At 65.1% G+C, this 26045-nt stretch carries 29 protein-coding genes and 1 pseudogene; 15 read left to right on the forward strand and 15 right to left on the reverse strand.

Annotation, left to right across the window (positions count from 1 at the left end; genetic code table 11):
• Positions 1–18: 18 nt before the first annotated feature.
• Positions 19–1062, reverse strand: coding sequence for a sensor histidine kinase (locus DM868_RS08025; protein WP_170964456.1), 1044 nt, complete (start codon positions 1060–1062; stop codon positions 19–21).
• Positions 1063–1269: 207 nt separating this feature from the next.
• Here DM868_RS08025 and dacZ point away from each other — a divergent pair, with 207 nt between their 5' ends.
• The 3 genes from dacZ to DM868_RS08040 all read left to right on the forward strand — a co-directional run bounded on the left by dacZ (position 1270) and on the right by DM868_RS08040 (position 3206).
• Positions 1270–2076, forward strand: coding sequence for a diadenylate cyclase DacZ (dacZ, locus tag DM868_RS08030; protein ID WP_137276339.1), 807 nt, complete (start codon positions 1270–1272; stop codon positions 2074–2076).
• Positions 2076–2870, forward strand: a complete 795-nt coding sequence (locus DM868_RS08035) for a mechanosensitive ion channel domain-containing protein (protein ID WP_137276340.1) — start codon at positions 2076–2078, stop codon at positions 2868–2870. The genes dacZ and DM868_RS08035 overlap by 1 nt, the downstream gene beginning before the upstream one ends.
• A 72-nt stretch (positions 2871–2942) precedes the next feature.
• The gene (locus DM868_RS08040) at positions 2943–3206 is read left to right on the forward strand and encodes a hypothetical protein (protein ID WP_137276341.1); all 264 of its coding nucleotides are present in this window, start codon (positions 2943–2945) and stop codon (positions 3204–3206) included.
• Position 3207: 1 nt separating this feature from the next.
• On the opposite strand, the gene DM868_RS08045 is transcribed toward DM868_RS08040, so the two are convergent.
• Both DM868_RS08045 and DM868_RS08050 read right to left on the reverse strand, forming a co-directional pair.
• Positions 3208–3759, reverse strand: a complete 552-nt coding sequence (locus tag DM868_RS08045) for an acyltransferase (protein ID WP_170964457.1) — start codon at positions 3757–3759, stop codon at positions 3208–3210.
• Positions 3760–3788: 29 nt separating this feature from the next.
• Positions 3789–5645: a DEAD/DEAH box helicase gene (locus DM868_RS08050; protein ID WP_137276342.1), complete on the reverse strand. Its 1857-nt coding sequence runs from the start codon at positions 5643–5645 to the stop codon at positions 3789–3791.
• 430 nt (positions 5646–6075) lie between these two features.
• On the opposite strand from DM868_RS08050, the gene DM868_RS08055 reads away from it, so the two are divergent.
• Complete coding sequence (locus DM868_RS08055) at positions 6076–6366, forward strand: DUF5779 family protein (RefSeq protein WP_137276343.1); 291 nt, start codon at positions 6076–6078, stop codon at positions 6364–6366.
• Positions 6367–6392: 26 nt separating this feature from the next.
• Here DM868_RS08055 and DM868_RS08060 read toward each other — a convergent pair whose 3' ends face one another.
• Entirely contained in the window at positions 6393–7097 is a 705-nt protein-coding gene (locus DM868_RS08060) for a VOC family protein (protein ID WP_137276344.1), read from the reverse strand.
• Between the two features lie 141 nt (positions 7098–7238).
• Between DM868_RS08060 and DM868_RS08065 the strand changes: the two genes are divergently transcribed.
• Genes DM868_RS08065 through DM868_RS08075 form a run of 3 tightly spaced genes read left to right on the forward strand, consistent with a single transcriptional unit; the run spans position 7239 to position 9221 of the window.
• Positions 7239–7907, forward strand: a complete 669-nt coding sequence (locus DM868_RS08065) for a hypothetical protein (protein WP_137276345.1) — start codon at positions 7239–7241, stop codon at positions 7905–7907.
• A gap of 52 nt (positions 7908–7959) precedes the next feature.
• Positions 7960–8733, forward strand: a complete 774-nt coding sequence (gene surE / locus DM868_RS08070; RefSeq protein WP_137276346.1) for a 5'/3'-nucleotidase SurE — start codon at positions 7960–7962, stop codon at positions 8731–8733.
• 2 nt (positions 8734–8735) lie between these two features.
• Positions 8736–9221, forward strand: a complete 486-nt coding sequence (locus DM868_RS08075) for a TspO/MBR family protein (RefSeq protein ID WP_246049037.1) — start codon at positions 8736–8738, stop codon at positions 9219–9221.
• 422 nt (positions 9222–9643) lie between these two features.
• Here DM868_RS08075 and DM868_RS08080 read toward each other — a convergent pair whose 3' ends face one another.
• From DM868_RS08080 to DM868_RS08095, 4 genes and pseudogenes are all read right to left on the reverse strand, one after another.
• Complete coding sequence (locus tag DM868_RS08080; protein ID WP_137276348.1) at positions 9644–9847, reverse strand: hypothetical protein; 204 nt, start codon at positions 9845–9847, stop codon at positions 9644–9646.
• Positions 9847–11598 (reverse strand): b(o/a)3-type cytochrome-c oxidase subunit 1, encoded by a 1752-nt coding sequence (locus tag DM868_RS08085; RefSeq protein ID WP_137276349.1) that lies wholly within the window; start codon positions 11596–11598, stop codon positions 9847–9849. Before DM868_RS08085 ends, DM868_RS08080 begins: the two co-directional genes overlap by 1 nt.
• Before the next feature lie 11 nt (positions 11599–11609).
• A pseudogene (locus tag DM868_RS08090) lies at positions 11610–12098 on the reverse strand (cytochrome c oxidase subunit II); the annotation flags it as partial.
• A complete protein-coding gene (locus DM868_RS08095) occupies positions 12095–12259 on the reverse strand; it encodes a cytochrome oxidase (RefSeq protein WP_137276351.1) in 165 nt (54 codons plus the stop codon). The pseudogene DM868_RS08090 and the gene DM868_RS08095, both read right to left, overlap by 4 nt.
• A 101-nt stretch (positions 12260–12360) precedes the next feature.
• On the opposite strand from DM868_RS08095, the gene DM868_RS08100 reads away from it, so the two are divergent.
• From DM868_RS08100 to DM868_RS08110, 3 genes are read left to right on the forward strand one after another with little or no spacing between them, the layout of a single operon-like run.
• Entirely contained in the window at positions 12361–12561 is a 201-nt protein-coding gene (locus DM868_RS08100; protein ID WP_137276352.1) for a cytochrome-ba3 oxidase subunit, read from the forward strand.
• Positions 12562–12564: 3 nt separating this feature from the next.
• Positions 12565–13410, forward strand: coding sequence for a sulfite exporter TauE/SafE family protein (locus DM868_RS08105; RefSeq protein WP_137276353.1), 846 nt, complete (start codon positions 12565–12567; stop codon positions 13408–13410).
• A gap of 9 nt (positions 13411–13419) precedes the next feature.
• Positions 13420–15861, forward strand: a complete 2442-nt coding sequence (locus DM868_RS08110) for a heavy metal translocating P-type ATPase (RefSeq protein WP_137276354.1) — start codon at positions 13420–13422, stop codon at positions 15859–15861.
• On the opposite strand, the gene DM868_RS08115 is transcribed toward DM868_RS08110, so the two are convergent.
• Together DM868_RS08115 and rocF are read right to left on the reverse strand one after the other, a co-directional pair.
• Positions 15862–16389: a hypothetical protein gene (locus DM868_RS08115; RefSeq protein ID WP_394347526.1), complete on the reverse strand. Its 528-nt coding sequence runs from the start codon at positions 16387–16389 to the stop codon at positions 15862–15864.
• A gap of 69 nt (positions 16390–16458) precedes the next feature.
• Positions 16459–17358: an arginase gene (gene rocF / locus DM868_RS08120; protein ID WP_137276355.1), complete on the reverse strand. Its 900-nt coding sequence runs from the start codon at positions 17356–17358 to the stop codon at positions 16459–16461.
• A gap of 133 nt (positions 17359–17491) precedes the next feature.
• On the opposite strand from rocF, the gene DM868_RS08125 reads away from it, so the two are divergent.
• Positions 17492–18031, forward strand: coding sequence for an HTH domain-containing protein (locus DM868_RS08125; RefSeq protein ID WP_137276356.1), 540 nt, complete (start codon positions 17492–17494; stop codon positions 18029–18031).
• Positions 18032–18121: 90 nt separating this feature from the next.
• The gene (locus DM868_RS08130) at positions 18122–19285 is read left to right on the forward strand and encodes an NAD(P)/FAD-dependent oxidoreductase (RefSeq protein WP_137276357.1); all 1164 of its coding nucleotides are present in this window, start codon (positions 18122–18124) and stop codon (positions 19283–19285) included.
• 15 nt (positions 19286–19300) lie between these two features.
• Here the strand turns inward: DM868_RS08130 and udp are convergent, their stop codons facing one another.
• From udp to DM868_RS08150, 4 genes are all read right to left on the reverse strand, one after another.
• Positions 19301–20128, reverse strand: a complete 828-nt coding sequence (udp, locus tag DM868_RS08135) for a uridine phosphorylase (RefSeq protein WP_137276358.1) — start codon at positions 20126–20128, stop codon at positions 19301–19303.
• A complete protein-coding gene (cdd, locus tag DM868_RS08140; RefSeq protein WP_137276359.1) occupies positions 20125–20517 on the reverse strand; it encodes a cytidine deaminase in 393 nt (130 codons plus the stop codon). The genes udp and cdd overlap by 4 nt, the downstream gene beginning before the upstream one ends.
• 40 nt (positions 20518–20557) lie before the next feature.
• Positions 20558–21904 (reverse strand): phosphopentomutase/phosphoglucosamine mutase, encoded by a 1347-nt coding sequence (locus DM868_RS08145; RefSeq protein ID WP_137276360.1) that lies wholly within the window; start codon positions 21902–21904, stop codon positions 20558–20560.
• Between the two features lie 234 nt (positions 21905–22138).
• Positions 22139–22765 carry an RAD55 family ATPase gene (locus DM868_RS08150; RefSeq protein WP_137276361.1) on the reverse strand — a complete coding sequence of 209 codons (627 nt, stop codon included), beginning with the start codon at positions 22763–22765 and terminating at the stop codon, positions 22139–22141.
• A gap of 160 nt (positions 22766–22925) precedes the next feature.
• On the opposite strand from DM868_RS08150, the gene pyrB reads away from it, so the two are divergent.
• The 3 genes from pyrB (at position 22926) to DM868_RS08165 (ending at position 25363) form a co-directional block, all read left to right on the forward strand.
• Positions 22926–23828, forward strand: a complete 903-nt coding sequence (gene pyrB / locus DM868_RS08155; protein WP_137276362.1) for an aspartate carbamoyltransferase — start codon at positions 22926–22928, stop codon at positions 23826–23828.
• Complete coding sequence (gene pyrI, locus DM868_RS08160) at positions 23825–24286, forward strand: aspartate carbamoyltransferase regulatory subunit (protein WP_137276363.1); 462 nt, start codon at positions 23825–23827, stop codon at positions 24284–24286. Before pyrB ends, pyrI begins: the two co-directional genes overlap by 4 nt.
• Before the next feature lie 210 nt (positions 24287–24496).
• Positions 24497–25363, forward strand: coding sequence for a hypothetical protein (locus DM868_RS08165; protein ID WP_137276364.1), 867 nt, complete (start codon positions 24497–24499; stop codon positions 25361–25363).
• 29 nt (positions 25364–25392) lie between these two features.
• Here the strand turns inward: DM868_RS08165 and DM868_RS08170 are convergent, their stop codons facing one another.
• Positions 25393–25959, reverse strand: coding sequence for an NUDIX hydrolase (locus DM868_RS08170; protein WP_137276365.1), 567 nt, complete (start codon positions 25957–25959; stop codon positions 25393–25395).
• Positions 25960–26045: the final 86 nt, after the last annotated feature.

Consider the following 26045-nt stretch of genomic DNA (forward strand, 5'->3'; position numbering starts at 1 on the left):
ACCAGCCGGACGAGTCGCTCACGGACTCGCTAGCTCGAGCGTCACGGTCGTCCCGTTCCCGTCGGTGTCGAGCCCGAACTCGCCGTCGTAGGCGTCCATCGCCCACCGGACGAACCACAGACCGAGCCCCTGTGCGTGCGTCATCTGATCGATCTCGACCTCTCGGGCGATCACCGACCGATCCGGCTCCGGAATCCCGGGGCCGTTGTCGGTCACCTCCAGTTTGATCCGTCGCCCGGATTTCGCCGCCGACACCTGAACGTCCGGGACCCCGTCGGCGTAGACGATGGCGTTCTCTATCAGTTCCTCTAAGACGGTCCGAAACTCCCTCCCGGCGCTGACGCGGTACTCCGTTGGGACGTCGACCGCGATCGTCGCATCGGGGTACGTCGCTCGGTATTCGCGGACGACGTCCTCGACGGCGTGGTGAACGTCGATCGGCGTGGTGGATCGATCGCCGCCTTTGATGATCTCCTGGGATCGATTGAGGGTGTCGTGCGTCTCCGAGAGCCGGTTCGCGATGGTCCGAACGCGCTCGGAGAGCTCCGCACGCGATTCGGGCGTGTCGGCCCGCTCGACCTCGCTTTCGACGCCGAGGAGGTACTGTGCCTCGTGTCGGAGGTTGTGTCTGACCAGTCGGTTGAGGACCGCCAGCTTCTCGCGCTGGATGGCGAGCTCCTCCGCACGGATGCGCTGGACGTCGCGAACGCCGATGATGACGTGAGCGAACGTGCTCACCGAGAGCAGCGTCGCCCCCGCGTACAGCGGCAACGGAACCCCCGAAAGCGAGATGAGTGCGAGAATCAACGCCAAGAGCGCCGTCCCGAGCGCTGCCCAGCCGGCGATCTGCGGGAGATGTGTCGCCGTCGTGTCGTCTCTCAGAAGCAGGTAGCCGATCACGACCAGTGCGGCCGGCAGCAGAACGCCGAGGACGGCGAGTACCAGCGCTGGGGTGGGGCCGCCGCCCGCGAGCAGTCGTTGGGCGTTCGGTACGAGCAGTACGAATCCGATCAGGCTAATGAACCCCGCGGCGAGTGTTCCGAGCGGGGTGGCGTTCTGCATCGCTTGACCCATTTGAACGGGCTGACGATCGGTCGGCGGATAAACTCGTTCCCCAAATCACTCCCCGATGTGCGACCCACCGCGCTCACCGCTTGTTCCCGTCGACACGGCCACATCGGATCGGAGCGGCCGTCGATCAGCACGCACGACGAACGGGCGTCAGACGTGCCCGCAACGCTTTTTTCGATCCGATTCGACGGACGAACGATGAGTGAACTCGGTGACCTGCTGGATGAGATCGTGTCGGGTGTCGATGGGACGCTGTTGTTTTCACCCAGTGGGTCGCTGTTCGAGCGGTTCACAGCGGAGAGAGACCCGATCGTCGTTTCGACCGAAAACGCGGTCGGTGCCGAACGGTACGTCGCGCTACCGCTCGAGTTCGACGACATTCGCGAACGGATTCGTTTCGGCGTCGAGGGAGCCCTCGACGGCGGTTTCGTCGAGGAGGGTGACCAACTCGCCTGTGCTGTCGCGCTGTTCGCCGACGATATCGACACGGTGACGCGGGTCAGGGCGGGCGATTTCGAGCGTTCCGGCGTCTACGACCTCTTCGTGAACAGCCGGGCGGAACCGGAGGTCATCCGCAACGTACTGGAGGTCGCGATCGAACTGGGCAAGAAGGGGCAGAAGGGCAAGCGCGTCGGCGCGCTCTTCGTCGTCGGCGACGCCGGCAAGGTGATGAACAAGTCCCGGCCGCTCAGCTACAACCCCTTCGAGAAGAGCCACGTCCACGTCGGCGATCCGATCGTCGACGTTATGCTCAAGGAGTTCTCGCGGCTCGACGGCGCGTTCGTCATCAGCGACTCCGGAAAGATTGTCTCGGCGTACCGCTACCTCGAACCCGCCGCCGAGGGCGTCGACATCCCGAAGGGGCTCGGCGCGCGCCACATGGCCGCGGGCGCGGTCACCAAGGACACGAACGCGGTCGCGGTCGTACTTTCCGAATCCGACGGCCTCGTCCGGGCATTCTCCGGCGGCGAGATAATTCTCGAGTTGGATCCGGAGGAGTACTGATGACGCCGCCTTTCGTCCGCGCGTGGTTCGAGGGGCTCTCGTCGCCGGTACAGAACCTCCTCGTCGCGATCGGCGTGCTATTTTTGGGAGTCACCCTCGGCGCGATCGTCGCCGCCGTGGTCTACCGGCTTCTGGTCGCGCTCGGCGTCGACGACGCCGTCGAGGGAACGCCGTTCGAACGAACCGCCCGTCAGTTCGGCAGCTCGACCGTCCACCTGCTCGCGCAGATTGTCGGCGCGTTCGTCTTTTTTGTCGCGGCGCTGTACGCGATGCGGACGATCGGCCTGGTTCCGGGCGAGGCCTTTCTCGACGAGATCGGCGCGTTCCTCCCGCGGCTGTTCATAGCGGTGTTCGTTATTCTGACCGGCCTCATCCTCGGCGACAAAGCCGAGATCGTGGTCGGAGAACGGCTCCGCAGCGTGAAGCTCCCCGAGGTGACGGTCGTCTCGACGCTGGTGAAGTTATCGATCCTCTACGTTGCGGGGCTCATCGCGCTGTCGCAACTCGGCGTCGCGACGGCGGCGCTTTTGGTGTTACTCGCCGCCTACGCGTTCGGCGTCTTCTTTCTCGGCGGCTTGGCATTCAAGGACCTGCTCGCCTCCGCGGCGGCCGGGATCTATCTCCTGATGACGGAACCGTACACGATCGGGGACGAGGTCGAAATAGACGGCAGCCGCGGTATCGTCCAGGAGATCGACGTGTTCGTCACCTACGTCGAAAACGACGGCGAGGAGTTCGTCATCCCTAACCGGAAAGTGGTTTCCGAGGGCGCGATGCGGGTCCGATCTTACTGATCGGGGCGTTTTCGGCAGCCGCTCCGGTGTGTCGTCCCAACGGTTAGGCAGCGTCGGCTCCTACGGTCACCCATGCTGAACTTGAACCTCGACTCGTTCATGATCGAACTCAAAGACGGGAGCATCAAGAACGTCGGCCCGACGAACAAGTCCGCGAGCGCGAAACTCTTCGACGTCGAATCCGCCGAGGCTCGGGCGTTCGGCGATAGTCAGGTGAAGATCGTCGCGACGGACGCCTCGGGAAACGAGGTCCAGATCGCGCTCTCGCCCGACGCGGCTGAGGCGGTCGTTGACGACATCGAATCGCTGCGCGAGGAGAGCGGGATCTTCGAGTGAGCTAGTCTCCGTCCGATCTCCGCGTGACCGGCTCCGCCGGAACGCCGGCCCACGTCTCCCCGGCCGGAACGTCCTCGGTGACGAGCGAGTTCGCCGCGACCTGCGCGTCCGGACCGATATCGACGCCCGGTAACACGACCGCGCCGGCACCGATCATCGCGCGCTCGCCGATCCGCACCTCGCCTGTGCGGTACTCGTCCTGCAGGAACTCGTGACACAAAAGCGTCGCGTCGTACCCGACGATCGCGTCGTCCCCGACGGTGATGAGCTCCGGCCAGAAGACGTCCGGCGTCGATTCGAGCCCCCACGACACGCCGGAGCCGACGGTGACGCCGATCCGTCGAAGCAGCCAGTTTTTGCTCCGGAGGCTCGGCGAGTGGCGCGCCAGCACGATGCAGACGTAGTTGAGTATCACCCGAAACGGGTGCTTCGCGTCGGGCCACGACCACAGGGAGTTGTGCGGGCCGGGCGTCGGATGTCGGGCGACTCGGTCGCGGCGTCCGCGCACTCCGCCGTCGTTGCCGCGCACTCCGTTGTCTGCCGCGTCGTTCACACGCTGATCTCGCGTTCGGCCGTGTTAAGTCATTCCTCGTCGGCGTCCGATCCGGCGTCCCCTCGATCGCCGAAGGCGGCCGATTCGGCCTCCCGAACCCGGACGCCGCGCGCCGCGAGGTGTTTCGTCCGGTTTCTGGCGAAGTCCTCCTCCGTCGTCCCCCGCGTCGCGAGGACGTACATCCGCGCCTTCCCGACGGGCCGCATCGTCCGGCCGGCCCGCTGTGCGCCCTGTCGGCGCGAGCCGCCGAGCCCCGAGGCGGCGATCGCGATCTCGGCGTCGGGGAGGTCGATCCCCTCGTCGCCAACCCGCGAGACGACGATCGTCTCCACCTCGCCGCGTCGGAACCGATCGAACAGCCGACTCCGGCGGGCGTGTGGCGTCTCGCCACTGATAAACGGGGCGTCCAGCGCCTCGGCGATCGCGTCGCCTTGGTCGATGTACTCGACGAAGACGATGGCCTTCGAACCGCGGTTCTCGCGGAGGATCGCCGCGATCTCGCTGCGCTTCGCCGGGTTCGTCGCGGCGAGTTGTCGGCGTCCGTGCCCATCGGCGGCCGCGTACTCGCTTCGGTGGGTCTCCGACCCCCACGGAAGCAGCCGAATCTCGACCTCCGGTTCGGCGACGTAGCCGGCGTCGAACAGCGCCTCCCAGTCGGTGCCGATCGGCGGACCGATCAGCGTGTAGATCTCCTCTTGATCGTCCGTCTCCCGGACCGGCGTCGCGGTCAGTCCGAGCCGGTGTTTGGCCTGCAGGCTCGCGCTCCGTCGGTGGATCGGCGAGGGGACGTGGTGGACCTCGTCGAAGACGATCAGTCCCCACTTTCTGGAGTCGAACAGCATCCGGTGGCGATCCATCCCGGCGGTCTGGTAGGTCGCGATCGTCGCCGGCCGAATATCCTTCGAGCCGCCGTGGTACTCGCCGATCAGCTCCGGCGACAGCGTCGTGTGTTCTAAGATTGCGTCGTGCCACTGGCCGGCGAGTTCGCGGGAGGGGACCAACACGAGCGTCTCGCCTTCGATCTCCGACATGATCCCGAGGGCGGCGATGGTCTTCCCGGAGCCGGGCGGGCCGACCAACACGCCCGACCCCAAGTCGATGAACCGCTCGACCCAGTCGGCCTGATACGCCCGCAGTTCGGGCCGCAACTCGAAGGGAAGGTCGTCGCCCGTCTCGAGATCACGGTGGTCCTGCACTGGGTAGCCGGCCTCGTACAGCGTCCGCTTGAGTTCGGCCGTCCGGTCGTCGGCGACCCACGCGGTCGCGTCACCAATGCGGGCCCGCAGCACGCCGTCGGCGAGTTTGGGCTCCGCGATGTTGCCGAGCAGGTCCGCGCTCTTTGCTTCGAGGACGACGTAGCCGTCCTCGTGAGTCACGAGCCGGAACTTGTGGGCGCGCTCCCACTGTCCTCCGATCCACTCCTCCAGAGCCTCGTACCGGCCGCCGAGCGCCGAGCGAACCGTCGCGAGCAGCTCCGTGAGCGTCTCGTAGGGGGCGTTCCAAACGTCTTCCTCTCGCACGGTGTAGATGTAGCCGCCCTCGCGGTTCGTGTCCGCCAGGTGGGCGAACTGCGTCAACAGCGCTCGCGTGTACTGTGCGGGCTGGTCGACGACGATCTCGCGGCGCTTCTCGAACACCGTGATTCGCTCGTCCGCCGACGCGGCTGCCTTCGGAACCCAGACCGCCGACTGGTCGGCGACGTCGAGACGTTCGATGAGTCCGTCGGACGCCAACTCGTCCAACCCGGCGGTCGCCACGCCAGCCGAACGATCGACCGTCTCGGCGATTTCGGCCGCGGTCACGGCACGTCGCCGCCCCCCGAGAGCGTCGTAAAACGCGTCGAGATCGATCGCCCGTTCTCCGGCGTCCGCAGGCTCGTCCGTCACTGCCGTTGATTCGGGACCGACGGACAAAAGCGGTCCGAATCGAGCGGCGCGACGACGGTAAAGAGCGGAGCCACGACCGAACCGCCCCGACCGCTTCCATCGGATCGACCCGTCCCCGCGGATCGACCGACGAGATCCGATCTCCGTCGACGCTCACGCAGAAGACATCCTCCTGGGTCGGCTCGACGCGAACGCTCTCTGTCTCGTCGTATTCCCGCAGTCGGTCAGCGAGCACGCGCCGGGTCGTGATGGTCGTTCCGGCCAGTCGGCACGGGGCGCAGTACTCGACGTCGACACCCACCATACTCGATATGTGACGATAGATGATTACTAACGGCCGGTTCCGGCAGGGGTTGTGCGAACTGGCGTTCGCTTCGTCCGCGCTTCGACAGGCCGGCAAGCTTTTTCGCCCCCGCTCTGAGTGAGCTGTATGGGTGACTTCGATCTCGATTTACAGACCGCCGAAGGCGAACTCGACGAACCGACGGGCAGCGGCAGCGTCGTGCTCGGGGTGCTCGACGGAACGACCGATCCCGACGAGTGGATCATGCACGTCGAACACGACGACGTGCTCGTGTTGAACGTCGATGGCGACCTGAACGAACTCGCGGCTGGCTTTGCCCGCGAAATCAGAGATCTCGGCGGCGAACTGATGCACTTTCGCGGCTTTCTCGTCGTCTCGCCGCCGGGCCGGGAGATCGACACCGACCGGCTGGACTGAGGGTTTATAAGTAGCCGATCGAAGAGTTATAAATCGTCGACGAACGTCAGGTAGTGGCCGTCCGGATCGCGGATCCGGACGCCGCCCTCGACGGGTTCGCGTTTCGTCGCCCGATCGGCCACGGCGTCGGCGGTCGCCGCCGGGTCGCCCGAGCCGATCCCGACATCAACGTGGACGCCTCCACGCGCGTCTGCGAGACCCAAGTGCGGCTCCCACAGCTCGATGTCGAACGGTCCCGTCGTGAGCCGAGTCCGGCGTCGGTCGTCGCCGCGGTCGACGATCTCGAAGCCGAGATCCGTGTAAAAGTCCTCGGCGTCGGGGAGCGATTCGACCTCGAAGACGACCTCGAAAATGCCTGACAGCGTCGGATCGTCGAGTCCTTGGACGTCGTCCGCGCCGCCGATCTCGACGCAGTTTCCCACCGGGTCGTAGAGGTACAGCGAGCGCATGCTGCCGAAATCGACTTCCTGGAGGTCGAACTTCGCCGAGAGCTGATCCCACCACAGATCGTAGGCGTCCGCCGGGCACGACAGCGCGTAGTGGGTGTGCAGTCCGCCACGCGGGACGCCGTCGGGGCGTCGAAGGCGGATCTCGGCCTCCCCGCCAACCGACACCGCGATCTCGCGGTCGGACTCCGCGACGACCGGCGTTGAGAGGGAGGTGGTATAAAAAGAGACGATCGGATCGAGGTATTTGACCTCCAGCGCGAGCCACCGACACGCGTCGAGCATAACTGGTAATGGGCGGCGCTCGGAAATAAGTGTGGAGGGCTCTCTCGGCCCCGTTTTAAGTGCCCGGCCCGCCGGCCGACCGGTGACGGATCGAACCCCTTCGACCCCCGCATTTATGGGTCACTATCACTTATAAATGGCATGGCGATGAAAGGCTCCGGTACGGGCGATTTGACGGTCGTAGACCGCTTCGGCGGTAGCGTCGGCTGGATCGCGTATCCGGACGAGACGATGCAGCGTGCCTCCCACGCCGTCGAGAGTGACGGCGGACTGTGGCTCGTCGACCCCGTCGACGCCGAGGGGCTCGACGATCTCCTCGCGGAGTACGCCGATCCGGAGGGTGTGGTCGTCCTCCTCGACCGACATAAACGCGACGCGGCGGCGATCGCGACCCGACACGACGTGCCCGTCTACGTTCCCGAGTGGATGGATGGCGTCGTCGAGAAACTCGACGCGCCGACGAGACGCTTCGATCGGGAGCTGGCGGATTTCGACGTGATTCGGCTAATCAATAACCCGCTGTGGCAGGAAGCGGTGCTGTTCGACGGCGAGACGCTCGTCGTCCCCGAGTCGCTCGGGACGGCCGACTACTTCCGGACGGCTGCCGAACCGCTTGGCGTTCACCCGATGTTACGCCTCCTGCCGCCGAAAACGCTCCGGAGCTACGATCCAGATCGGTTGCTCGTCGGTCACGGCGACGGGATCGCCGAAAACGTCGGTCGGACGATCCGTCGGGCGATAGACGGGAGCAGACGAAACGCGATGGCGCTGTACGCGAAGAGCGTTCGAGAGCTTCTCGGTGGGCGATGAACTGGACGATCCGCGGCGGTGAACTTTTGCGATCCGCCCTCCCACGACCCGCATGAACATCCTCCTCACGAACGACGACGGGATCGACGCTGTCGGGATCCGGACGCTGTACGATCGGCTCTCCCCGATCGCCGACGTGATGGCCGTCGCGCCGGCGAACGATCAAAGCGCCGTTGGCCGACAGCTCTCACAGACCGTCGATCTGTACGAACACGAGCTCGGGTACGCCGTCGAGGGAACGCCGGGAGATTGCGTCATCGCTGCCCTCGGCTCGCTGGACTTCGAGCCCGATCTGGTCGTCTCCGGTACCAATCAGGGGGCCAACCTCGGAGCCTACGTCCTCGGGCGTTCGGGGACCGTCTCCGCGGCCGTCGAAGCCGCCTTCTTCAACGTCCCAGCGATCGCGGCATCGGTGTACTTTCCCGCCGGCCAGTTCGACTTCGACGAGTTCACGCCGGAGCCGGCCCACTTCGGCGAAGCGGCGCGGGCCGTCGAGTTCCTCGTCGAACACGCCTCGAACGTCGGCGTCTTCGAGACGGCGGACTACCTCAACGTCAACGCCCCTCTTCCGCCGGCGACGGGGCACGCGAAGATGGAGATCACGCGCCCCTCGCACGTCTACAAGATGGACGCCGACCATGACGGCAACGGAACGGTCAGACTCAACGATCGGATCTGGGAGCTGATGGCCGAGGGGAGCATCCCTGATCCCGTCGGTAGCGATCGCCGCGCCGTCATCGAGGGACGCGTCAGCGTCTCGCCGCTCACCGCCCCCCACACGACGACCGATCACGAGGCCCTGGTCGGGCTCGCGGAAGCGTACTGATCGTGCGGTATCGTTCGCTCCTGTCGACCTCGCGCGGTGACCTCCTCCGAACCGCCGGCTTCGTCGTCGCCGTCAATCTCGTGGGTACGCTCCCCGCCGTCTTCGTCGGCTCGAACACCGACTGGATCGACCGCCCCTCGTTTTATCCACCGGAGATCGCCTTCCCGATCGTCTGGACGGCGCTTTTCACCCTCATGGGAATCGCGCTGTCGGTCGTCTGGGCACACGGGTTCGGTCGGCGCGACGTCCGACTCGCGCTGTCGGCGTTCGGGGTACAGTTCGCACTCAATCTTGCGTGGACCCCGATCTTCTTCGGGCTGCGACGCCCGGACCTCGGGCTCGCGGTGATCGCCGTCCTCTGGGTCGCCGTCGTCGTGACGATCGTCGCCTTCCACCGTGTCGACCGGCGCGCGGCCGCGCTGCTCGTCCCGTATCTGCTGTGGGTGTCGTTCGCCGCGGTGCTCAACTACGCCATCTACGCGAGTTGATCCCGAACGGCTCAACGCCCCGCCTCACGCGTGGGTGATATACGACGCGTCAGACGCCGTCATCCTCCGACGTCTCGTGTTCGAAGCCGCGGCTCTTCGAAACACGCCTACGACCGACCTCGGGCCGCGTCTCCGAGGAGCAAACACCACGCTCGCGACGAACAGGAGCCCGAAGTCGGCGGCAGCGAGCCGATCGTCGGGGTACGTCGACGGATCTCCATACCGTGGGCGATGGGCTGTTTCGAGGTTGGTAGGCCGAGAGATGTCGCGAACGCGCCCGGTGGTCGGGTCCGGGTCGTCGCGGTCGTGCGACTCGGCGTGTCTGGTCCCGACCGTACGTTAGCATCCGAAAACCGCGTGACGAACGTGTCAGCGCCGCTCGCGGGCGTCGGGCGACTTCCAGAAAAGCGTCACAACGCAGCCTATCCGCCGTTAGATCGGCCCTTCCCGCGGAGGTCTGGGGCGACGGCCCACAGCACGATCGCGCCGATCATGGCCAAACCGAGCAGGGCCGTCTCCGCGAGAGACACGTCGAGGCCGACGTGGACGAAGACGGTTCGCATCTCGATGATGATCGGCACCATGATCACGATGGCGACGAGGAGGCCGAGCGGGCTAACGCGCATCAGGAAACCACCTTCGACGCGGTGTCGACTGCGACCTCTCCGTAGAGAAGGACCGACTCGATGAACTGCGGCGACGGGCTTCCACCGGGACCGAAGACGCCGCCGCGGCTGATTATCGAGGCGAGCGGTAGCGAATATGCAAGGATCACGAGCAAGACCGCGATTATGGTCCACAGCTTCAGATTATCGAGGACCCGCGGTGCGTCCTCGGGGCCAGACAGCGTGTCGGCAAACCCGTTGTCGGCGATCCCGTCGGTTCTGCTTCCCAGGACCGTCATCCCGACGATGAAGAGGAAAAGCAGCGCCGAGATGAAAAGCAGCGTGCCGCCGATGGCGATCTGCATGTTGAGTTCACTCATCGAACCGACCGCGACCTCGTACTCGAAGCCGCGGTACTCGGGCTCCGCGGTCCGGCGCGGAACGCCGATCAGGCCCTGCCGGTGCATCGAGTTCGACATGAAGGTCATGCCGAGGAACCACAACAGGACCTGCACAAGGCCGGCCGTCTTGCTCCAGAGCTTCTTGCCGGTCATCTGTGGGAGGAACCAGTACGTGACAGCCATGAACGTCAGGGCCACGGCGGTCCCGATGGTGAGGTGGAAGTGACCGACGACCCACCACGTGTTGTGGACGAGGTAGTTGATGTTCATGCCGGCGTTGATCATCCCGGAGAATCCGGCGGCGGCGAACATCAGTCCGGCAAGCGCCATGCCGGCGAACACCGGGTCACGCCACGGGAGCGCACGGAGCCACCCGAACGTGCCCGACCCGCCGCGCTGGCGAGCCCCGTGTTCCATACTGGCGACGACGGTAAAGGCCGTCAACAGGCTCGGTAACAGCAGGAACATCGTGTTCACCATGACGATGAACTTGAACCCCTCCGCGATTCCGGGGTCGAGGTACTGGTGGTGAATTCCGGTCGGCGTCGAGAGGATCAAAAAGAGGACGAAGACCACGCGTGCGAGCGGATCACTGAACAGTTTTCCGCCGGAGATCTTCGGCAGCAGAGTGTACCACAGCATGTACGCCGGCATCAGCCAGAAGTACACGACAGCGTGACCGAAGTACCAAAACAGCGTTCGGGTCAAGAGCGCGTTGACCTGATCGAAGATACCGAGCGACCACGGCAAAAGAAAGACGAGCACGGAAATGGCCACGCCGAGGCTGGAGAGATACCAAAACAGAGTCGTCGTCAACGCCATGAACGTCGGCAGCGGGATCCGCTCGTCTGGGTTTTCGCGTTTCCACGCCCACCACGAGCGGAACCAATCGAAGCCGGCGATCCACGTGCCGACGATGAAGACCACGAGACCGAGATAGAACAGCGGGTGCGCCTGTAGCGGCGCGTAGAACGTGTAGAGAACGGCCGCGCTCATGTCGAGTCCTGGGATGAACGCGCCGAGGATGGCGATACCGGCCATGAGCGTTCCGGCCACCATGAGTCCGTACCAGGCCCACGCGAAGCGCATACTTTCGAGACCACGGTCGAGACTCGTCGTGACGGCCCACGTGAAGATGGCGACGAGGAAGAAGATCGTGAACGTCAACACCAACAGGACGGCGTGTAGCGTGAGCAATGAGTAGTAGTCGGCCGACTCGACGATCCGAGCGATGTCGAGCCGGTGGAACACCTGCAACAGGCCCATCAGCGCGCCGACGAAGAGCGCGACAAAGGAACTGTAAAACGCCGTGCGAATGAGCTTCGCCTCGCTCGGGAACTGATCGATGTACGTGCTTCCTTCGACGCTCATTGGTCTCCCTCCAGCTGGAACTCCTCTTGGGGAACGACGACGAGTTTGCCCTCCATATCGTGGTGGCCGGCCCCGCAGTACTCACTGCAGATAATGCCGTACTCCCCCGGTTCTTCGGTTTCGACCGTTAGGCTCGCGACTTCGCCGGGGATGATCATCGTGTTCGCGTTCGTGCCGACGACGCTGAAACTGTGGATCACGTCCTCGCTCGTGAGTCGAAACGTCACGGTGCTGTTCGCCGGAACCTCGATCTCGCCCGGGAAGTACGCGAACTGCACCGCGATCACGTGAACCTCGTACTCGTTCTCACCGACCCGTTCGACGCCGGGGTCGGAAAACCCGGGGTGCTCGCCGAGGTTGTCCGGGTCGACAGTCGGAGAGGAGTCGTCGATCATCGCGATTCCGAGACCGACCGACCCGTACGTGATCGTCAGGATGAAGCCGACGATGAGCAGCATCGACGCGGCGAGCCAGAACTTCTCGTACGTGTGGATGTTCATGCGATCACTCCGACGACGGTCAGGTCGTTCCCGAGGAACTCAACGAAGTACATGAAGATCCACAGGACGACGAGTATCAGAAAATATACCATTATTAACGCTAACGTTCCTTTCGGATCGAACTCGTCGTGTCCGATCTCCCGTTCAAGCTCTGAGCTCATGTGTGCGCTCTATGTGTGGCGAGTTAATGTAATAGTTCACCCGATCCAGTTCGGTGGGATTCGGCCGATGGTTTTTAACTAATCGGGCCGTAGCGTTTTTCATGGATTCGGCTTCGATCTCTCCGAGGGTGGCGGTCGCCGTCGGCGTGCTCGCGCTCGCCCCGGTCGCCTGGTATGGTCTCGCTAGCTCGGGAACCGCGGGGCTCGTGTCGGCGATCAACGTCGCCCTCATCCTCATCGGACTGTTCGTCGCCACGGGGCCGGCAAACGGTTCGGATCACCACGGCCACGCGTCCGCCTGATCGATGGGAGCCGCCACACCGGCTGCCGCTCTCGCCGTCATCGCCCAGAGCCACGACCACGGCTCGGCGACGGCGATCACGGCCGGAAACATCGACCTCCTGGTATTTCTCGTCGTCGGCTTGTTCGCCGGCGCGCACTGTCTCGGCATGTGTGGGCCGCTCGTGACTACCTACGCGGACCGGTTCAACCCCCAACGTGGCTCCACGTCCAAGCGCGGCAACGCGTTGACGCTGTACGAAGTGCGCCAGCACGCGCTGTTCAACCTCGGCCGCGCCGGCAGTTACGCGCTCTTGGGCGGGCTGTTCGGCCTGCTCGGCGGCCTGGCGTTCACCTCGGTCGACGCGGTCGCGGCGATCGGAAACGACGTTCGGGCGGGGGTCGGAATCCTCGTCGGCGTCGCCATCATCGCCAGCGGCGCCTACTACCTCCGGGGGCAGTCGGGCGTCCCGCACGGCATCCCGGTCGTCGGCTCGCTCTTCGCTCGAATCTCGGGACTGCTCACCGGGCGCATCGACCGACTCGCGAACTCACCCGGAATCGTCGGCTTGGGTGCGATCCACGGATTACTCCCCTGTCCGATCATCTACCCGGCGTATCTGTACGCGTTCGCCCTCGGCGATCCGATACGGAGCGCGCTGTCGCTCGGCGTCCTCGGCCTCGGGACGATTCCGACGCTGTTCGTCTACGGGACCGCGCTGGGATCGTTGGGGACTGCAAACCGGGTTCGACTCCACCGGGTGCTCGGTGCCGCCTTCATTGTGCTCGGCTACATCCCGCTCCAGCACGGACTGATGCTCTACGGTATCCATCTACCGCACCCACCGATCCCGTTCTACCAACCACTCTAACAAGCGCCGATGACCACCACTGACCATCCATCAGAGTCGACGACCGCCGAGACGAGCTGTCGGCTCTGTGATCTTCCGACGCCGACGCAGCCGATAACCGACCCCGATGTCGACGGCGAGTTCTGCTGTCGCGGCTGTCTCGAAGTCCAGCGCTCGTTGGGTGACCTCGACGACGCGGCGGCGACGGCGGTCAAAGACGCCATCGAAGGCGATGACTCGACGGATCGAACACCGGACGCCGAAGACGAGGACGGCGAAGCCGCGTTCTTCGCCGTCGACGGGATGCACTGTACGACCTGTGAGGCGTTCCTCGAGGGCCGGGGACGAACCCGAGACGGCGTCTACGACGTCGAAGCCAGCTACGCGACCGACACCGTCCGCGTTCGGTACGACCCCGACGTGCTCGCCGAGGACGACCTCCTCGAGATCCTGTCCGGATACGGCTACACCGCCGGTCGCCGCAAGGACGGCTCGCCGGGCGGAGACGCGAACGAGACCGCCGCGTTCCTCGCCGGCGGCGGCTTCTTCGGCATGATGGTGATGGTCATGTACGCGTTCTTTCTGTATCCGACGTACTTCGGATACGCCCCCGTCGTCGACTTTGGCGGTTACGATGGGCTGTACGTCTTCGGGTACATCTGGATCATGTCGTCGTTCGTCCTCTTTTACACCGGGTGGCCGATCCTTCGCGGGGCGTACGTCAGCCTCCGCGCAGGCGTTCCGAACATGGACCTCCTCGTCGCGCTCGCCGCGCTGAGCGCCTACGTGTACAGCACCCTCGCGATGGGCGTTGGCCGGACCGACCTCTACTTCGACGTGTCGGTCGCCATCATCCTCGTGGTGACCGGCGGCAGCTACTACGAGCGCAAGATCAAACAGCGCGCCGTCGGCCGGCTGTCGGCGCTCACGGAGCAGTCGATCGACGACGCGCGCCGTGCGGACGGGGAAACGGTCCCCATCGACGCCGTCGAACCGGGCGACAGACTCCTCGTTCGCCCCGGCGAGCGCGTTCCCCTCGACGGTGAGATCGTCGAGGGAAGCGCCGCCGTCGACGAGTCGCTCGTGACCGGCGAGTCCGCGCCCGTCGGTAAGCGCCCTGGCGATCCGGTCGCCGGCGGCACGGTCGTGACCGACGCGCCGATCGTGATCGAGGTCGACGATCCCGCGACGAGCACGCTCGACCGGCTGGTGGAACTGCTCTGGGAGATCCAGAGTTCGACGCCGGGCGTCCAGCGGTTGGCCGACCGGCTCGCGACAGTCTTCGTCCCGATCGTCATCGTCATCTCGGGCGCGACGGTCGCGTGGACGCTGCTCTCGGGCGGTGGGTTCACGACTGCCATGCTCCTCGGATTGACCGTCCTCATCGTTTCTTGCCCGTGCGCGCTGGGGCTCGCGACGCCGTTGGCCATCGCGTCGGGGATCAAGACGGCGACCGACCGTGGGATCATCGTGACCGCCGAGGCGGTGTTCGAGGACGCCCCGGAGATCGAAACCGTCGTGCTAGACAAGACGGGGACGCTGACCGAGGGGGCGATGTCCGTGGTCTCGGTGCACGGCGAGCATCCCGACGAGGTTGTCCGCCGCGCCGCGGCGGTCGAGTCGCTCTCCGAACATCCGATCGCGGCCGCCATCGTCGAGTACGCCTCGGATTCGACGGCCTCCTCGACCGGCGCAGCGACGGATGGCGGCACGGCGGCCGTCGATCCGGACACGTTCGATCGGGCGTCCCGGGGCGTCAGCGCCCCGGTCGACGGCGCCGAGACCGTCGTCGGACACCCGGATCTACTCCGCGAACGCGGCCTCTCGATCGACGCCGAGATCCAGCGACGGATCGAAGCCACCAGGGACGCAGGCGACGTGCCGGTCGTCGTCGGCTGGGGCGGGCGCGCACGCGGCGTCATCGTCGTCGGCGACACCCCTCGAAGCGAGTGGCGAGAGACGGTCGAGACGCTCGCAGCGGATCGCGACATCATTGTATTGACCGGTGACGAGGGAGCCGCGGCCGATCGGTTCAGGTCGGTCGACGGCGTCTCGGAGGTGTTCGACGGCGTCCCCCCGGAGGCGAAAGCCGAGACGGTCAGACGGCTCAGACGACGCGGCCCGGTCGCGATGGTCGGCGACGGGAGCAACGACGCGCCGGCGCTCGCTGCGGCCGATCTCGGGGTCGCGCTGGGAAGCGGGACGAAACTCGCGGGCGATGCGGCCGACGCGGTCGTCGTCGACGACGACCTCCGGGCGATTCCGGAGACGTTCCAAATTGCCGAGCGAACGAACGGCCGGATCGGACAGAATCTCGGCTGGGCGTTCGTCTACAACGGCCTCGCGATCCCGCTCGCCGTCGCCGGACTGTTGAATCCGCTGTTGGCCGCGGTCGCGATGGCGGCGTCGAGCACGCTCGTCGTGGCGAACTCGTCGCGATCGTTGGGACCGTTCGATCGCGACGAACCGTGATCAAAACGGCGCATTTTCGGTTAGGTCACCGATCCCCGAGGAACTCTGTGAGGGACTCGAACTGGGACCGAGGCTGCCGCTCGGGTCATCGATCCCCTCGACGGACCCGATCTCCTCGAACGTCTCTTCGATGTCGGCCAGTCCGTCGTTGATCGAGCCGCTGTCGTGGTGCATCGGGGTGGCGCAAACGCGGACGAGATCGTAGTCGTGCTGTTCTGTGAGCCCGTTCCACGCCCGAAACGACCCGATCGTCAGCGTGTGCGCCTGCGGGCAGAAGGGCGTCGACGGCGTGAACTCCGCGCGGAGGATCGACGGATCGTCGGCCTCCTCTGCGTACCGGTAGCCGGCGTTCGGGTGTCTGGTATCGAGGTTCAGCCGGGCGAGATTGTGAAAGGCGACATACCCCTCGCCGCACAGCAGGTCGTGTCCGTCGAGGAACGGTCCGGGGTCTCGAACGTGCTTCTCGACGAACGCATCGTACTCGTCGAAGAGATCGTCGCTGCCGTCGCCGGGCTGCTCAATCCACAGCTCGCCGCCGTCGGGATGGCGGCAAGCAGCGTCATCGTCACCTCGAACTCGCAGCGGTCGGTGTGTTGATCACAGGATCTGTTTTCCCAGGCCGCTCGCGACGAGTTCGACCGCGAGCTCCGCCGTTCTGTTGTGTGAATCGAGGATCGGGTTCACCTCGACGACCTCCATCGAGACGCACGCGTCGGTCCCCGCGATCAGCTCCATCGCCGTGTGAGCCTCTCGATAGGTGACGCCGCCGTGAACCGGCGTCCCGACGCCGGGGGCCTCGCCGGGGTCAAGCACGTCCATGTCGAAGCTCACGTGAAGGCGGTCGACGCCGTCGAGCGCGGCGTCCAGCGCGTCCTCGACGATGGGGACCATCCCGCGGTTGTCGATGTCACTCATCGTGTAGACGGTGACGTCGCTGTCCGCGATCGCCGTTCGCTCCTCCGCGCCGATGTCACGGAGGCCGACCATCGCGACGTTGCGCTCTTCGACATCGGTTCGGGCCCACTCCATCTCCCCGAACACGCTACGGCCGAGTATCGCAGCGACGGGCATCCCGTGGATGTTCCCGCTCGGCGTCGTCTCGGGTGTGTTGAAATCGCCGTGGGCGTCGATCCAGAGCACGCCGAGCTTCCGGTCTTTGTTCACTCCGTTGATAGTTCCGATCGCGATCGAGTGGTCCCCGCCCAACACGAGGGGGAATGCTCCCTCGTCGAGCGCGTCGGCGACCGCGCTCTCGACGCGCCGACAGACCCATCGGGTCTCGCGAAGGTACTTCGCGTTCCCGTTCGGTGGCCGCTCCGCGTTGGGATCACGCCCTTCGGGGCGCGGAACCGGCAGATCGCCGGCGTCGTCGATGGCGTGTCCGAGGGAGCGAATCGAGTCGGCCAGTCCCGCATACCGGATCGCCGAGGGTCCCATGTCCACACCTCGCCTGTCGGCTCCGAGATCCATCGGGGCGCCGATGACTCGTACGTCCATACGTCGACTCCGGCGCGAAGCGACAAAAACGGGCGTGGTGGACGGTCCCGATAATCGCTCTCACCGTGGTGAACGAACCGCGACGAATCGCCTCACCGTCGCCTTTAAGTCCGGAACTATCAAAGTAGAGGTTATGTCATCGATCGAACTTACTCCCAGTCAGAAGACGATTCTTCAGGAACTCATCAACCTCTTTCGCGAGTCCGAGAGCGCGGTCAAAGGCGAGGACATCGCCGAGAAGGTCGACCGGAACCCGGGGACGATCCGAAATCAGATGCAGAGCCTCAAGGCGCTCCAACTGGTTGAGGGCGTACCCGGACCGAAGGGTGGATACAAACCGACGGCAACGGCGTACGACGCGCTGAAGATTCAGGAGATGGATCAGGCGGCCGACGTCCCGTTCCGTCACAACGGCGAACTGATCACGGGGGCGAACGTCCAGGAGATCGATCTGACGAGCGTCCACCACCCCGAGCTGTGTCGCGCCGAAATCAAACTCCAGGGATCGATGTCCGAATTCACCGAGGGCGACTCGATAAGCGTCGGGCCGACCCCCCTGTCGAAGCTGCTGATCGAGGGAACACTCGAGGGGAAGGACAACACGAACAACACGCTCATCCTCACGATCGACAACATGGCCGCACCGGCTGGCGACGAGGAGCCGCTTCACTAACATCGCGTCGCTGTGCCGTCTTCGTATCCGTGATATCGCCGTCGAATCGGTTCCAACACCTTTGTATCGGAGGGGAGTGAACGTTTAGTTATGACAGACGATGTCGTCGTGCTCGGGTCCGGTTATGCCGGCACCGGCGCAATCAAGAAACTCGAATCGGGGCTCGATGGCGAAGCGGATCTCACCTGGATCTCGGACGTCGATCACCACCTCGTTCTCCACGAATCCCACCGCTGCATCCGCGACCCCGACATCCAATCGAAGATCACCTTCGACACGTCGGAGCTCAAAGCGCCCTCCACGCGATTCATCCACGGCCGAGTCGATGGGATCGATACCGACGATCGGGTTCTCACGCTCGCCGACGACTCGACCGTTGAGTACGATTACCTGCTCGTCGGCTTCGGTTCGAAGACCGCCTTCTTCGGCATCGATGGGCTCGAAGAGCATTCGCTGGTGCTCAAGAGTCTCGCCGACGCCCTAGAGATTCACGACGAGATCACGGACGCGGCACGGGAAGCGTCCCGAAGCGACCCCGCACAGGTCATCGTCGGCGGCGCCGGCCTTTCGGGGATCCAGTCCGCCGGCGAGATCGCCGAGTTCCGCGACAAACACCGCGCGCCGCTCGAGATCCACCTCGTCGAGGGGCTCGACAGCGTCTTCCCGAACAACGACCCCGTCGTCCAGGCGAAGCTCCGGAAGCTCCTCAAGCAGAAGGATGTCGAGATCCACACAGGCGAGTTCATCGGCGAGGTCGACGCCGAGACCGTCTACATCGGCGAAGAGAAGCAACTCGACTACGATGTGCTGCTGTGGACCGGCGGCATCACGGGCCAAGACGCCGCCGAGACCGTCAACGTCGACAAGGACGAGCGGAGCAACCGGATCGAAGCCGCCTCGAACTTCCAGACTTCCGACGAGCGCGTGTTCGCGATCGGCGACGCCGCGCTCATCGACCAACCCGGCGACCAGCCCGCACCGCCGACGGCGCAAGCGGCCTGGCAGGCAGCGGAGGTCGTCGGCGAGAACATCGCTCGCGCGATCCGCGGACAGCCGCTCAAGGAATGGGAGTTTGACGACAAAGGGACGCTCATCTCGGTCGGCAGCAAGGCCGTCGCTCACGACATCAAGGGGCTTCCGATAGACACCTTCGGCGGTCCGGCCGCGAAGGTCCTGAAAAAGACCGTCGCAGCACGATGGATCAACAAGGTCACCGGCTTCGGGGACGCCGCGAAGGCGTTCCCGAACATGTAACGGGTCCCGAGCCGCTTACCGGGCGTCGAGCGACAATCCGGCGTGCCACCGATCCACGCCCGCCGCTCTCTTTATGCGGTCCATCTCCGTCAGCAGCGCTGCCGCCAACGACGCCGTTTCCGCCGCCTTTCGCTGCCCCTCCGTCCGGAACTCACCCGTGACGCGGTTCGCGTAGACGGTACAGACGGCCCCGGCGCGGAGCCCGTATAGGCTCGCGAGCGTCAGGATCGCGCTCGCCTCCATCTCGAAGTTGAGAACGCCGGCCTCGCGGAGCGCTTCGAGGCGCGCTTCCGCACCCGCGGCTCGAAAGCCGCCGAATCCCGGTCGAGACTGCCCCGCATAAAAAGAATCCGTCGAGCAGGTGACGCCGAGGTGATACTCGTGGCCGAGTCGTTCGGCGGCGGTCACGAGCGCGGTCACGACCTCCCCGTGGGCGCTCGCGGGATACTCCTCCCCAACGTACTCGTCGCTCGTCCCCTCCTGTCGGACCGCACCCGTTGTGATGACGAGGTCACCGATCTCGATCTCCGGTTGAATCGCGCCACACGAGCCGACCCGAACGAACGTGTCCGCGCCGATCCGCGCGAGTTCCTCGACGGCAATCGCGGCCGACGGGGAACCGATACCGGTCGAGGTGACCGCGACCGGTTCGCCCCCGTACGTTCCGGTGAGCGTCCTGTATTCCCGGTGGCTCGCGAGTTCCTCAGCGTTGTCCCACAGCTCGGCGATGATCTCGGTTCGCTCAGGATCTCCGGGCAACAACACCGGTCCCGCGATGTCCCCCTCACGAAGTTCGATGTGATACTGTTCCTCGTCGCTTGGATCCTCGCTTTCCCGGCTCATTCGAGATGCTCGCTCGTGATCGTGTTCGGGAGCAATTCGCCGAGCGTGTACGTCGTCGTATCGGCGTCGCCCTCGCAGACGATTCGGAGCCCGTCGTCGCAAAACTCCGACAGCGACTGTCGGCACATCCCGCACGGCGTCACGCCATCCCGGCGATCCGAACTGACTGCGACCTGCTCAAACTCGCGGTGGCCGGCCTCGACTGCCTTCGACAGCGCCAACTCCTCGGCGTGGATGCTGTTCGAGTAATTGGCGTTCTCGACGTTACAGCCGGTGAACACCGTCCCGTCGCTCGTCTCGATCGCCGCCCCGACGTGGTACGTCGAGTACGGCGCGTACGACGTGTCGACCGCCTCGCGTGCGACCGCGAGGAGCGCAGTAGCCTCCATACCGATCGATCACGAGCCGGCCGCAAATAGCTATCTCACGCTACGACGCGTCCTCGACCGCGCGCTCGACCTGCGCGGAGACCGCTTCGACGAGCGCGTCCACGTCGTCGCTTTCGGCGTAGATACGGACGTACGGCTCGGTGCCACTCGGGCGGACGAGCGTCCACGAGGCGTCCGGAAGGGTGAGCCGAACCCCGTACTCGGTGTTCACCTCGGCGTCGGGGAACGCCTCCGGAAGCAGCGACTCCAGTCTCGACATCGCTCGCTCTTTGCTGTCGTCCGGACAGTCGAGGCTCACCTTCCGATACGGACGTTCCTGTACCGGCGCTCGAAGATTCGAAAGTCCATGTGAGGCGACCAAGCCGGTCACGACGGCCGCACTGACGATGGCGTCGATCCACGATCCGAACGCCGGATGGACGTGTTTCCACGGTTCGGCCGCGAAGACGACGGTACCGCCGTCGCTCTCGGCGGCCGCGATCCCCTCGTGGAGCGCTCCGAGCCGAACGCGTTTGGTTCGGCCGCCCGCGGCCGCGACGCGTTCGTCGATCCGTCCGGAGGCGTTCGGCGTGGTCACCACCACCGGATCGGACACGTCGCTCTCACGGGTGTAGTGTTCGGCCACGATAGCGAGGACGGTGTCCTCGTGGACGACGTCGCCCGCCGAATCGACGACGACGATGCGATCCCCGTCGCCGTCGTGGCCGATCCCGAGATCGAACGCGCCGTCGGCGACGAACGCGCGGAGATCTTCGAGACTTTCGGGCGTCGGCTTCGACTCCCTTCCGGGGAAGTGACCGTCGACGTTGGCGTTGAGCGTGACGACGTGCGCGCCGAGTTCCGACAGCGCGCTCGGCGCTGCGGGGCTCGCGACGCCGTTCCCGCAGTCGATGGCGACTCGAGTGCCGTCGCAGTCCCCGGCGACTTCGCGGGCGTACTCGACGACGTCGGATCGGTAGTCGTCGAGCACGTCGAGCGCAGTCGAACTGCCCCACCGGTCCCACTCGACGGGGCTCGGCTCCGACTCGATTCGCGTTTCGACGCGTCGCTCGGCGCTTCGATCGTACTCAGTTCCGTCGACGAATAGCTTCAACCCGTTGTCTGACGGCGGGTTGTGACTGGCCGTGATCATGATCCCGCGGCGTCCCCGACTCGCGTACGCGAGCGCCGGTGTCGGCACCTGTCCGATTCGGACCACGTCTGCGCCGCCGCTTTCGAGCCCCGACTGAACGGCGGCGGCGATCGCGTCGCCGCTTTCGCGACCGTCGCGGCCAATGACGAACTCGGGGCCGTCCTCGGCGGCCGCCCGTCCGACGGCCACCGCGAGCGACGGCGATACCTTCGTCCGTACGTCTCCCCGAATGCCGGCGGTCCCGAACAGATCCATGGATAAATCTCGACACCGGAGCACTTCAAGCATGGCGAACAGCCAGCGCTAGAGTCCCACCGTGGACCACCTCCGTTCGCACGACGACAGTTCGATCGAGCGTACGTTGATGTCCGGTGGTCACGATCCGCTCCGACGGCCCTCGCGCTAGGCACCCGCCTCGTCGGGCCGTCGGCGATCGGTCAGATCATGGGTGGTCTGCCCGCGTCATCGTACATAAACCGCCGGGCGGTGTCACGCGATGTCGCGGCTGGTGTCGATGTCGATCGCCGCGGCGAGATCGAGTTTGATGACGTCCGAGAGCGCCCGGCCACCGCGGAACTTGGGGACCGCAAGGCGGTTCTCGACGCGGTCACCCTTGACTGTCGTCTCCAACTGGAAGATGACGTCGGCCATATGCTCGGTCGTATCGCGAAGCGACGGCACGTCCCGGCCGTCGAGACAGTGGAGCACGGCGAGACCGCCGGTGTTGTAGATGTGATTTTGGAGTTCGTTGAGGAAGTTCCGATAGCGGGCCGGTTCGTGCCGTTCGAGCACGTCCACCGGATCGATGACGAGGTTCGACGACTCGGGGAGGGCCACGACGAGCTTCGACGCGTTGTCGAGCGGAGCGTCGCCAGTCACGTCCCGAACGGTCGCGTCGCCGGTCCTCGTCGGGGCGTTTTTGAGGCTGTTCGCGACCGCATCGCTCGTTCTGTCCAGCGTTAGATACAGCGTGCCGCGCGCCGCCGTCAGTTCGTAGAGGAACAGTTCGGCCTGACTGGCCGGCGCGGCGGTCAGGGCGACGATGCTTCCGGACGGGATCCCGCCTTCGAGCTGTCTATCGAGCGCGGCGATCCCTGTCCGGAGCCGTTCGCTCATTGTGCGGTCTCTGCCGCGGGATCCAGATTAAACTTTGCGGCAAATCGGGCGCCGATTCGTCCGATCGTCGGTTCGCACGCGGCCCCGGAGTCCACGTCATCGACGCCCAAACGAATGACCGGTCGGGGGATTCAAGACCGTCCGAATCCCCAATCAACTAATGCGCCACGACCACCTGATAAGTGCGAAACAGCTGTCACGTGGCGACATCGAGGCCGTGTTGGACCGTGCCGCCGAGATCGACGCCGATCCCGGTGCCGTCGCCGGAACGCACGCCGACACGCTGTTGGGGTTGCTCTTTTTCGAGCCGAGCACCCGAACCAAGATGTCGTTCGACACCGCGATGAAGCGACTCGGCGGCCGAACGATCGATATGGGGAGCGTCGAGTCCTCCTCGGTGAAAAAAGGCGAGAGCCTCGCCGACACCGTCCGCGTCATCGAGGGATACGCCGACGCGATCGTGCTCAGACATCCCTCGGAGGGCTCGGCCAAACTGGCGAGCGAGTTCGTCGATATCCCGGTCGTCAACGCGGGCGACGGCGCCGGACAGCACCCCTCGCAGACGCTGTTGGATCTGTACACGATCCGGCAGAACGCCGGCCTCGACGATCTGACGATCGGCATCATGGGTGATCTGAAATACGGACGCACCGTCCACTCGCTCGCCCACGCGCTGACGAACTTCGACGCCAGCCAGCACTTCATCAGCCCCGAGAGCCTCCGTCTGCCGCGAGGTGTGCGCTACGACCTCCACGAGGCGGGCGCGAAGGTCCGCGAACACACGGAGCTCGACGCCGTCCTCGGAACGCTCGACGTGCTGTACGTGACTCGAATCCAGCGCGAGCGCTTCCCCGACGAGAACGAGTACCGCCAGGTCGCCGGCGAGTACCGGATCGACGCCGAACTTCTCGAGGCGGCGAGCGATGATCTGACGGTCATGCACCCGCTTCCGCGGGTCGACGAGATCGCACCGGATGTCGACGGCACCGACTACGCAACGTACTTCGAACAGGCACACAACGGCGTCCCCGTTCGAATGGCGCTTTTGCACGAGATCCTATGATCGACACCGAACTCCGCGTTTCCAAGATCGAAGACGGAACAGTCATCGACCACATCACGGGCGGTCAGGCGCTCAACGTCCTCGCGATCATCGGGATCGACGGGAGCTCCGGCGAGGAGGTGAGCATCGGGATGAACGTCCCCTCGGACCGACTCGGCCGCAAGGACATCGTGAAGGTCGAGGGGCGCGAGCTGAGCCAAAACGAGGTCGACGTGCTGTCGCTCATCGCGCCGGCCGCGACGATCAACATCGTTCGCGATTTCGAGGTCGTCGAGAAACACCGCGTGACGCGCCCCGAAACCGTCGTCGGCGTGCTGTCGTGTCCCAACGCCAACTGCATCTCGACGGCGGATGAACCGATCGAGTCCCGCTTCGATGTCCTCGATGAAGGGGTTCGCTGTACGTACTGCGAGACGATTATCCGCGACTCGATCGCCTCGCACATTAGCGCGGCGTAGTGGGAGGTGTCGCGTCTGGTTGGGCGGGGGAAAGCCTATAGCGGCGGCCGGCTTTGTATAGATTGTATGTCGAAGAAAGCACTCGCGATCATTCTCGTCGCAGCAGTTGCCCTGCTGTACGTAAAGAAACGGTAGTGCTCCAGCGCTACCCGAACCATCCTCCGGACACGCTTCCGAACGACTTACCAGCCGCGCGTCCCTTCCGAGCGTATGCACGGCGTCGTCACGCGAAACGCTGAGGAAGCCCGTTGGCCCGACTTCGATCGGTCGTTCTACGAGGTCAAAGACGTCTCCGGGCGGTCGGCTGAGCCGATCCCCGAGGCGGTGAGCATGATCTCGTGTTTCGGCGACAATGCGGCCGCCGAGGAGCGGCCGGACCTCGTCCCGATAAACCCCGACGGCCAACACGCCACTCGCGATCGGACCTACTTCGATTGGGCCTACATCTGTCCGACGCACGACGGGTATCGAGATGGCTTACTGGAGATCGTCGCCGACTGTGTGGACGTGAATCCGGACGTTCGGCTCGACGACATCGGCTTTCCACGCGCGGAGTACTGCTACTGCGATCGCTGTAACGAACGCTTCGAAGCGTGGGTTCGCAATCGCCACGATGCCGGTGAGGGGCCACCGCCCGCGGAGACGACGATCGAGGACCGATACGAATGGCGGGCCGCGGTCATCACCGACTTCGTCGAGGAAGCGGTCGAGCGGATTCCGGGACGGACCTACATGACGTTGTACCCGGATCCGTACGACGGTCACCTCTACGAACGCGCGGGGATCGACCTCGACGCGCTCGAACCCCACGTCGACGAGTTCGTCGTTCCTCTCTACGACACCCACTACGGGACGACCTACTGGCTGGAGACGATCGCGAAGGGGTTCGAAAGTCGCCTCGACACGCCGTTCAGCGTCGAGCTCTACGCGGTCAACGTCGACATCGACAACCTTATCCACGCGATGGAGGTCGCCGCCGAGTACGGCGAGTCGGTGCTGTTCGGCTACGACGCCTCGAACGCCCGGGCGGCCCTCCGGAGACAGGGCGCCGACGAGCGCGACGGCGTCGAGTGGTAAGGGCTGAACGGTGTGCCCTCGTCGGTCGGTCAGGCCACAGCGCGGGCGGCGGCGATGAGATCCTCTCGATCACGGGTATCCTCGGGTAGCTGTCCGGGATCGAACCATCGTGCGGCGCTAATCTCCTCGTCGGGATCGGCGACAACGGTCGTCGTCGTCTCCGCGACCGCCCGAAAGATCGGGAGGACGCCCCAGGTGGTGCAGCCCTGACAGCTGATCTCGACGCGGTTCAACATCGCCAGCCCGCGGTAGGCCGCTTCGATTCCGGCCTCCTCTTCGAGTTCGCGCTTGGCCGTCTCGCGCAGCGACTCCGAGCCGTCGACGCCGCCGCCAGGTAGCACCCACAGATCGACGCCCTCGTGACGAACCAAGAGCAACTCGCCATTCTCGCGGTGGACGAGGGTGTGCGCACCGTAGGGAGTTCCGCTGTGGCGGATGCGGTTCGCGAGCGTCCGAAACCGATCGCGGGAGACGTACTTCTCGTAGGTTCGCTCGAGGTACGTTTCTCCGTAACTGTCGGTGGTTCGGTGGTACGCCTGTTCGGCGCGCTGTGCGGCCTCGTCGGCCAGAAACCACAGCCCGTCGACGGAGGTCATCTGCCCTCTCGAGATCGGCTCTGGGCGGTCGGTGGACGGTCCGAGTGGCGGACGGAGGAGTCGAGCATACGCGTCTGTTCGGTCCC

Source organism: Natronomonas salsuginis, from assembly GCF_005239135.1.
Lineage (GTDB): Archaea > Halobacteriota > Halobacteria > Halobacteriales > Haloarculaceae > Natronomonas > Natronomonas salsuginis.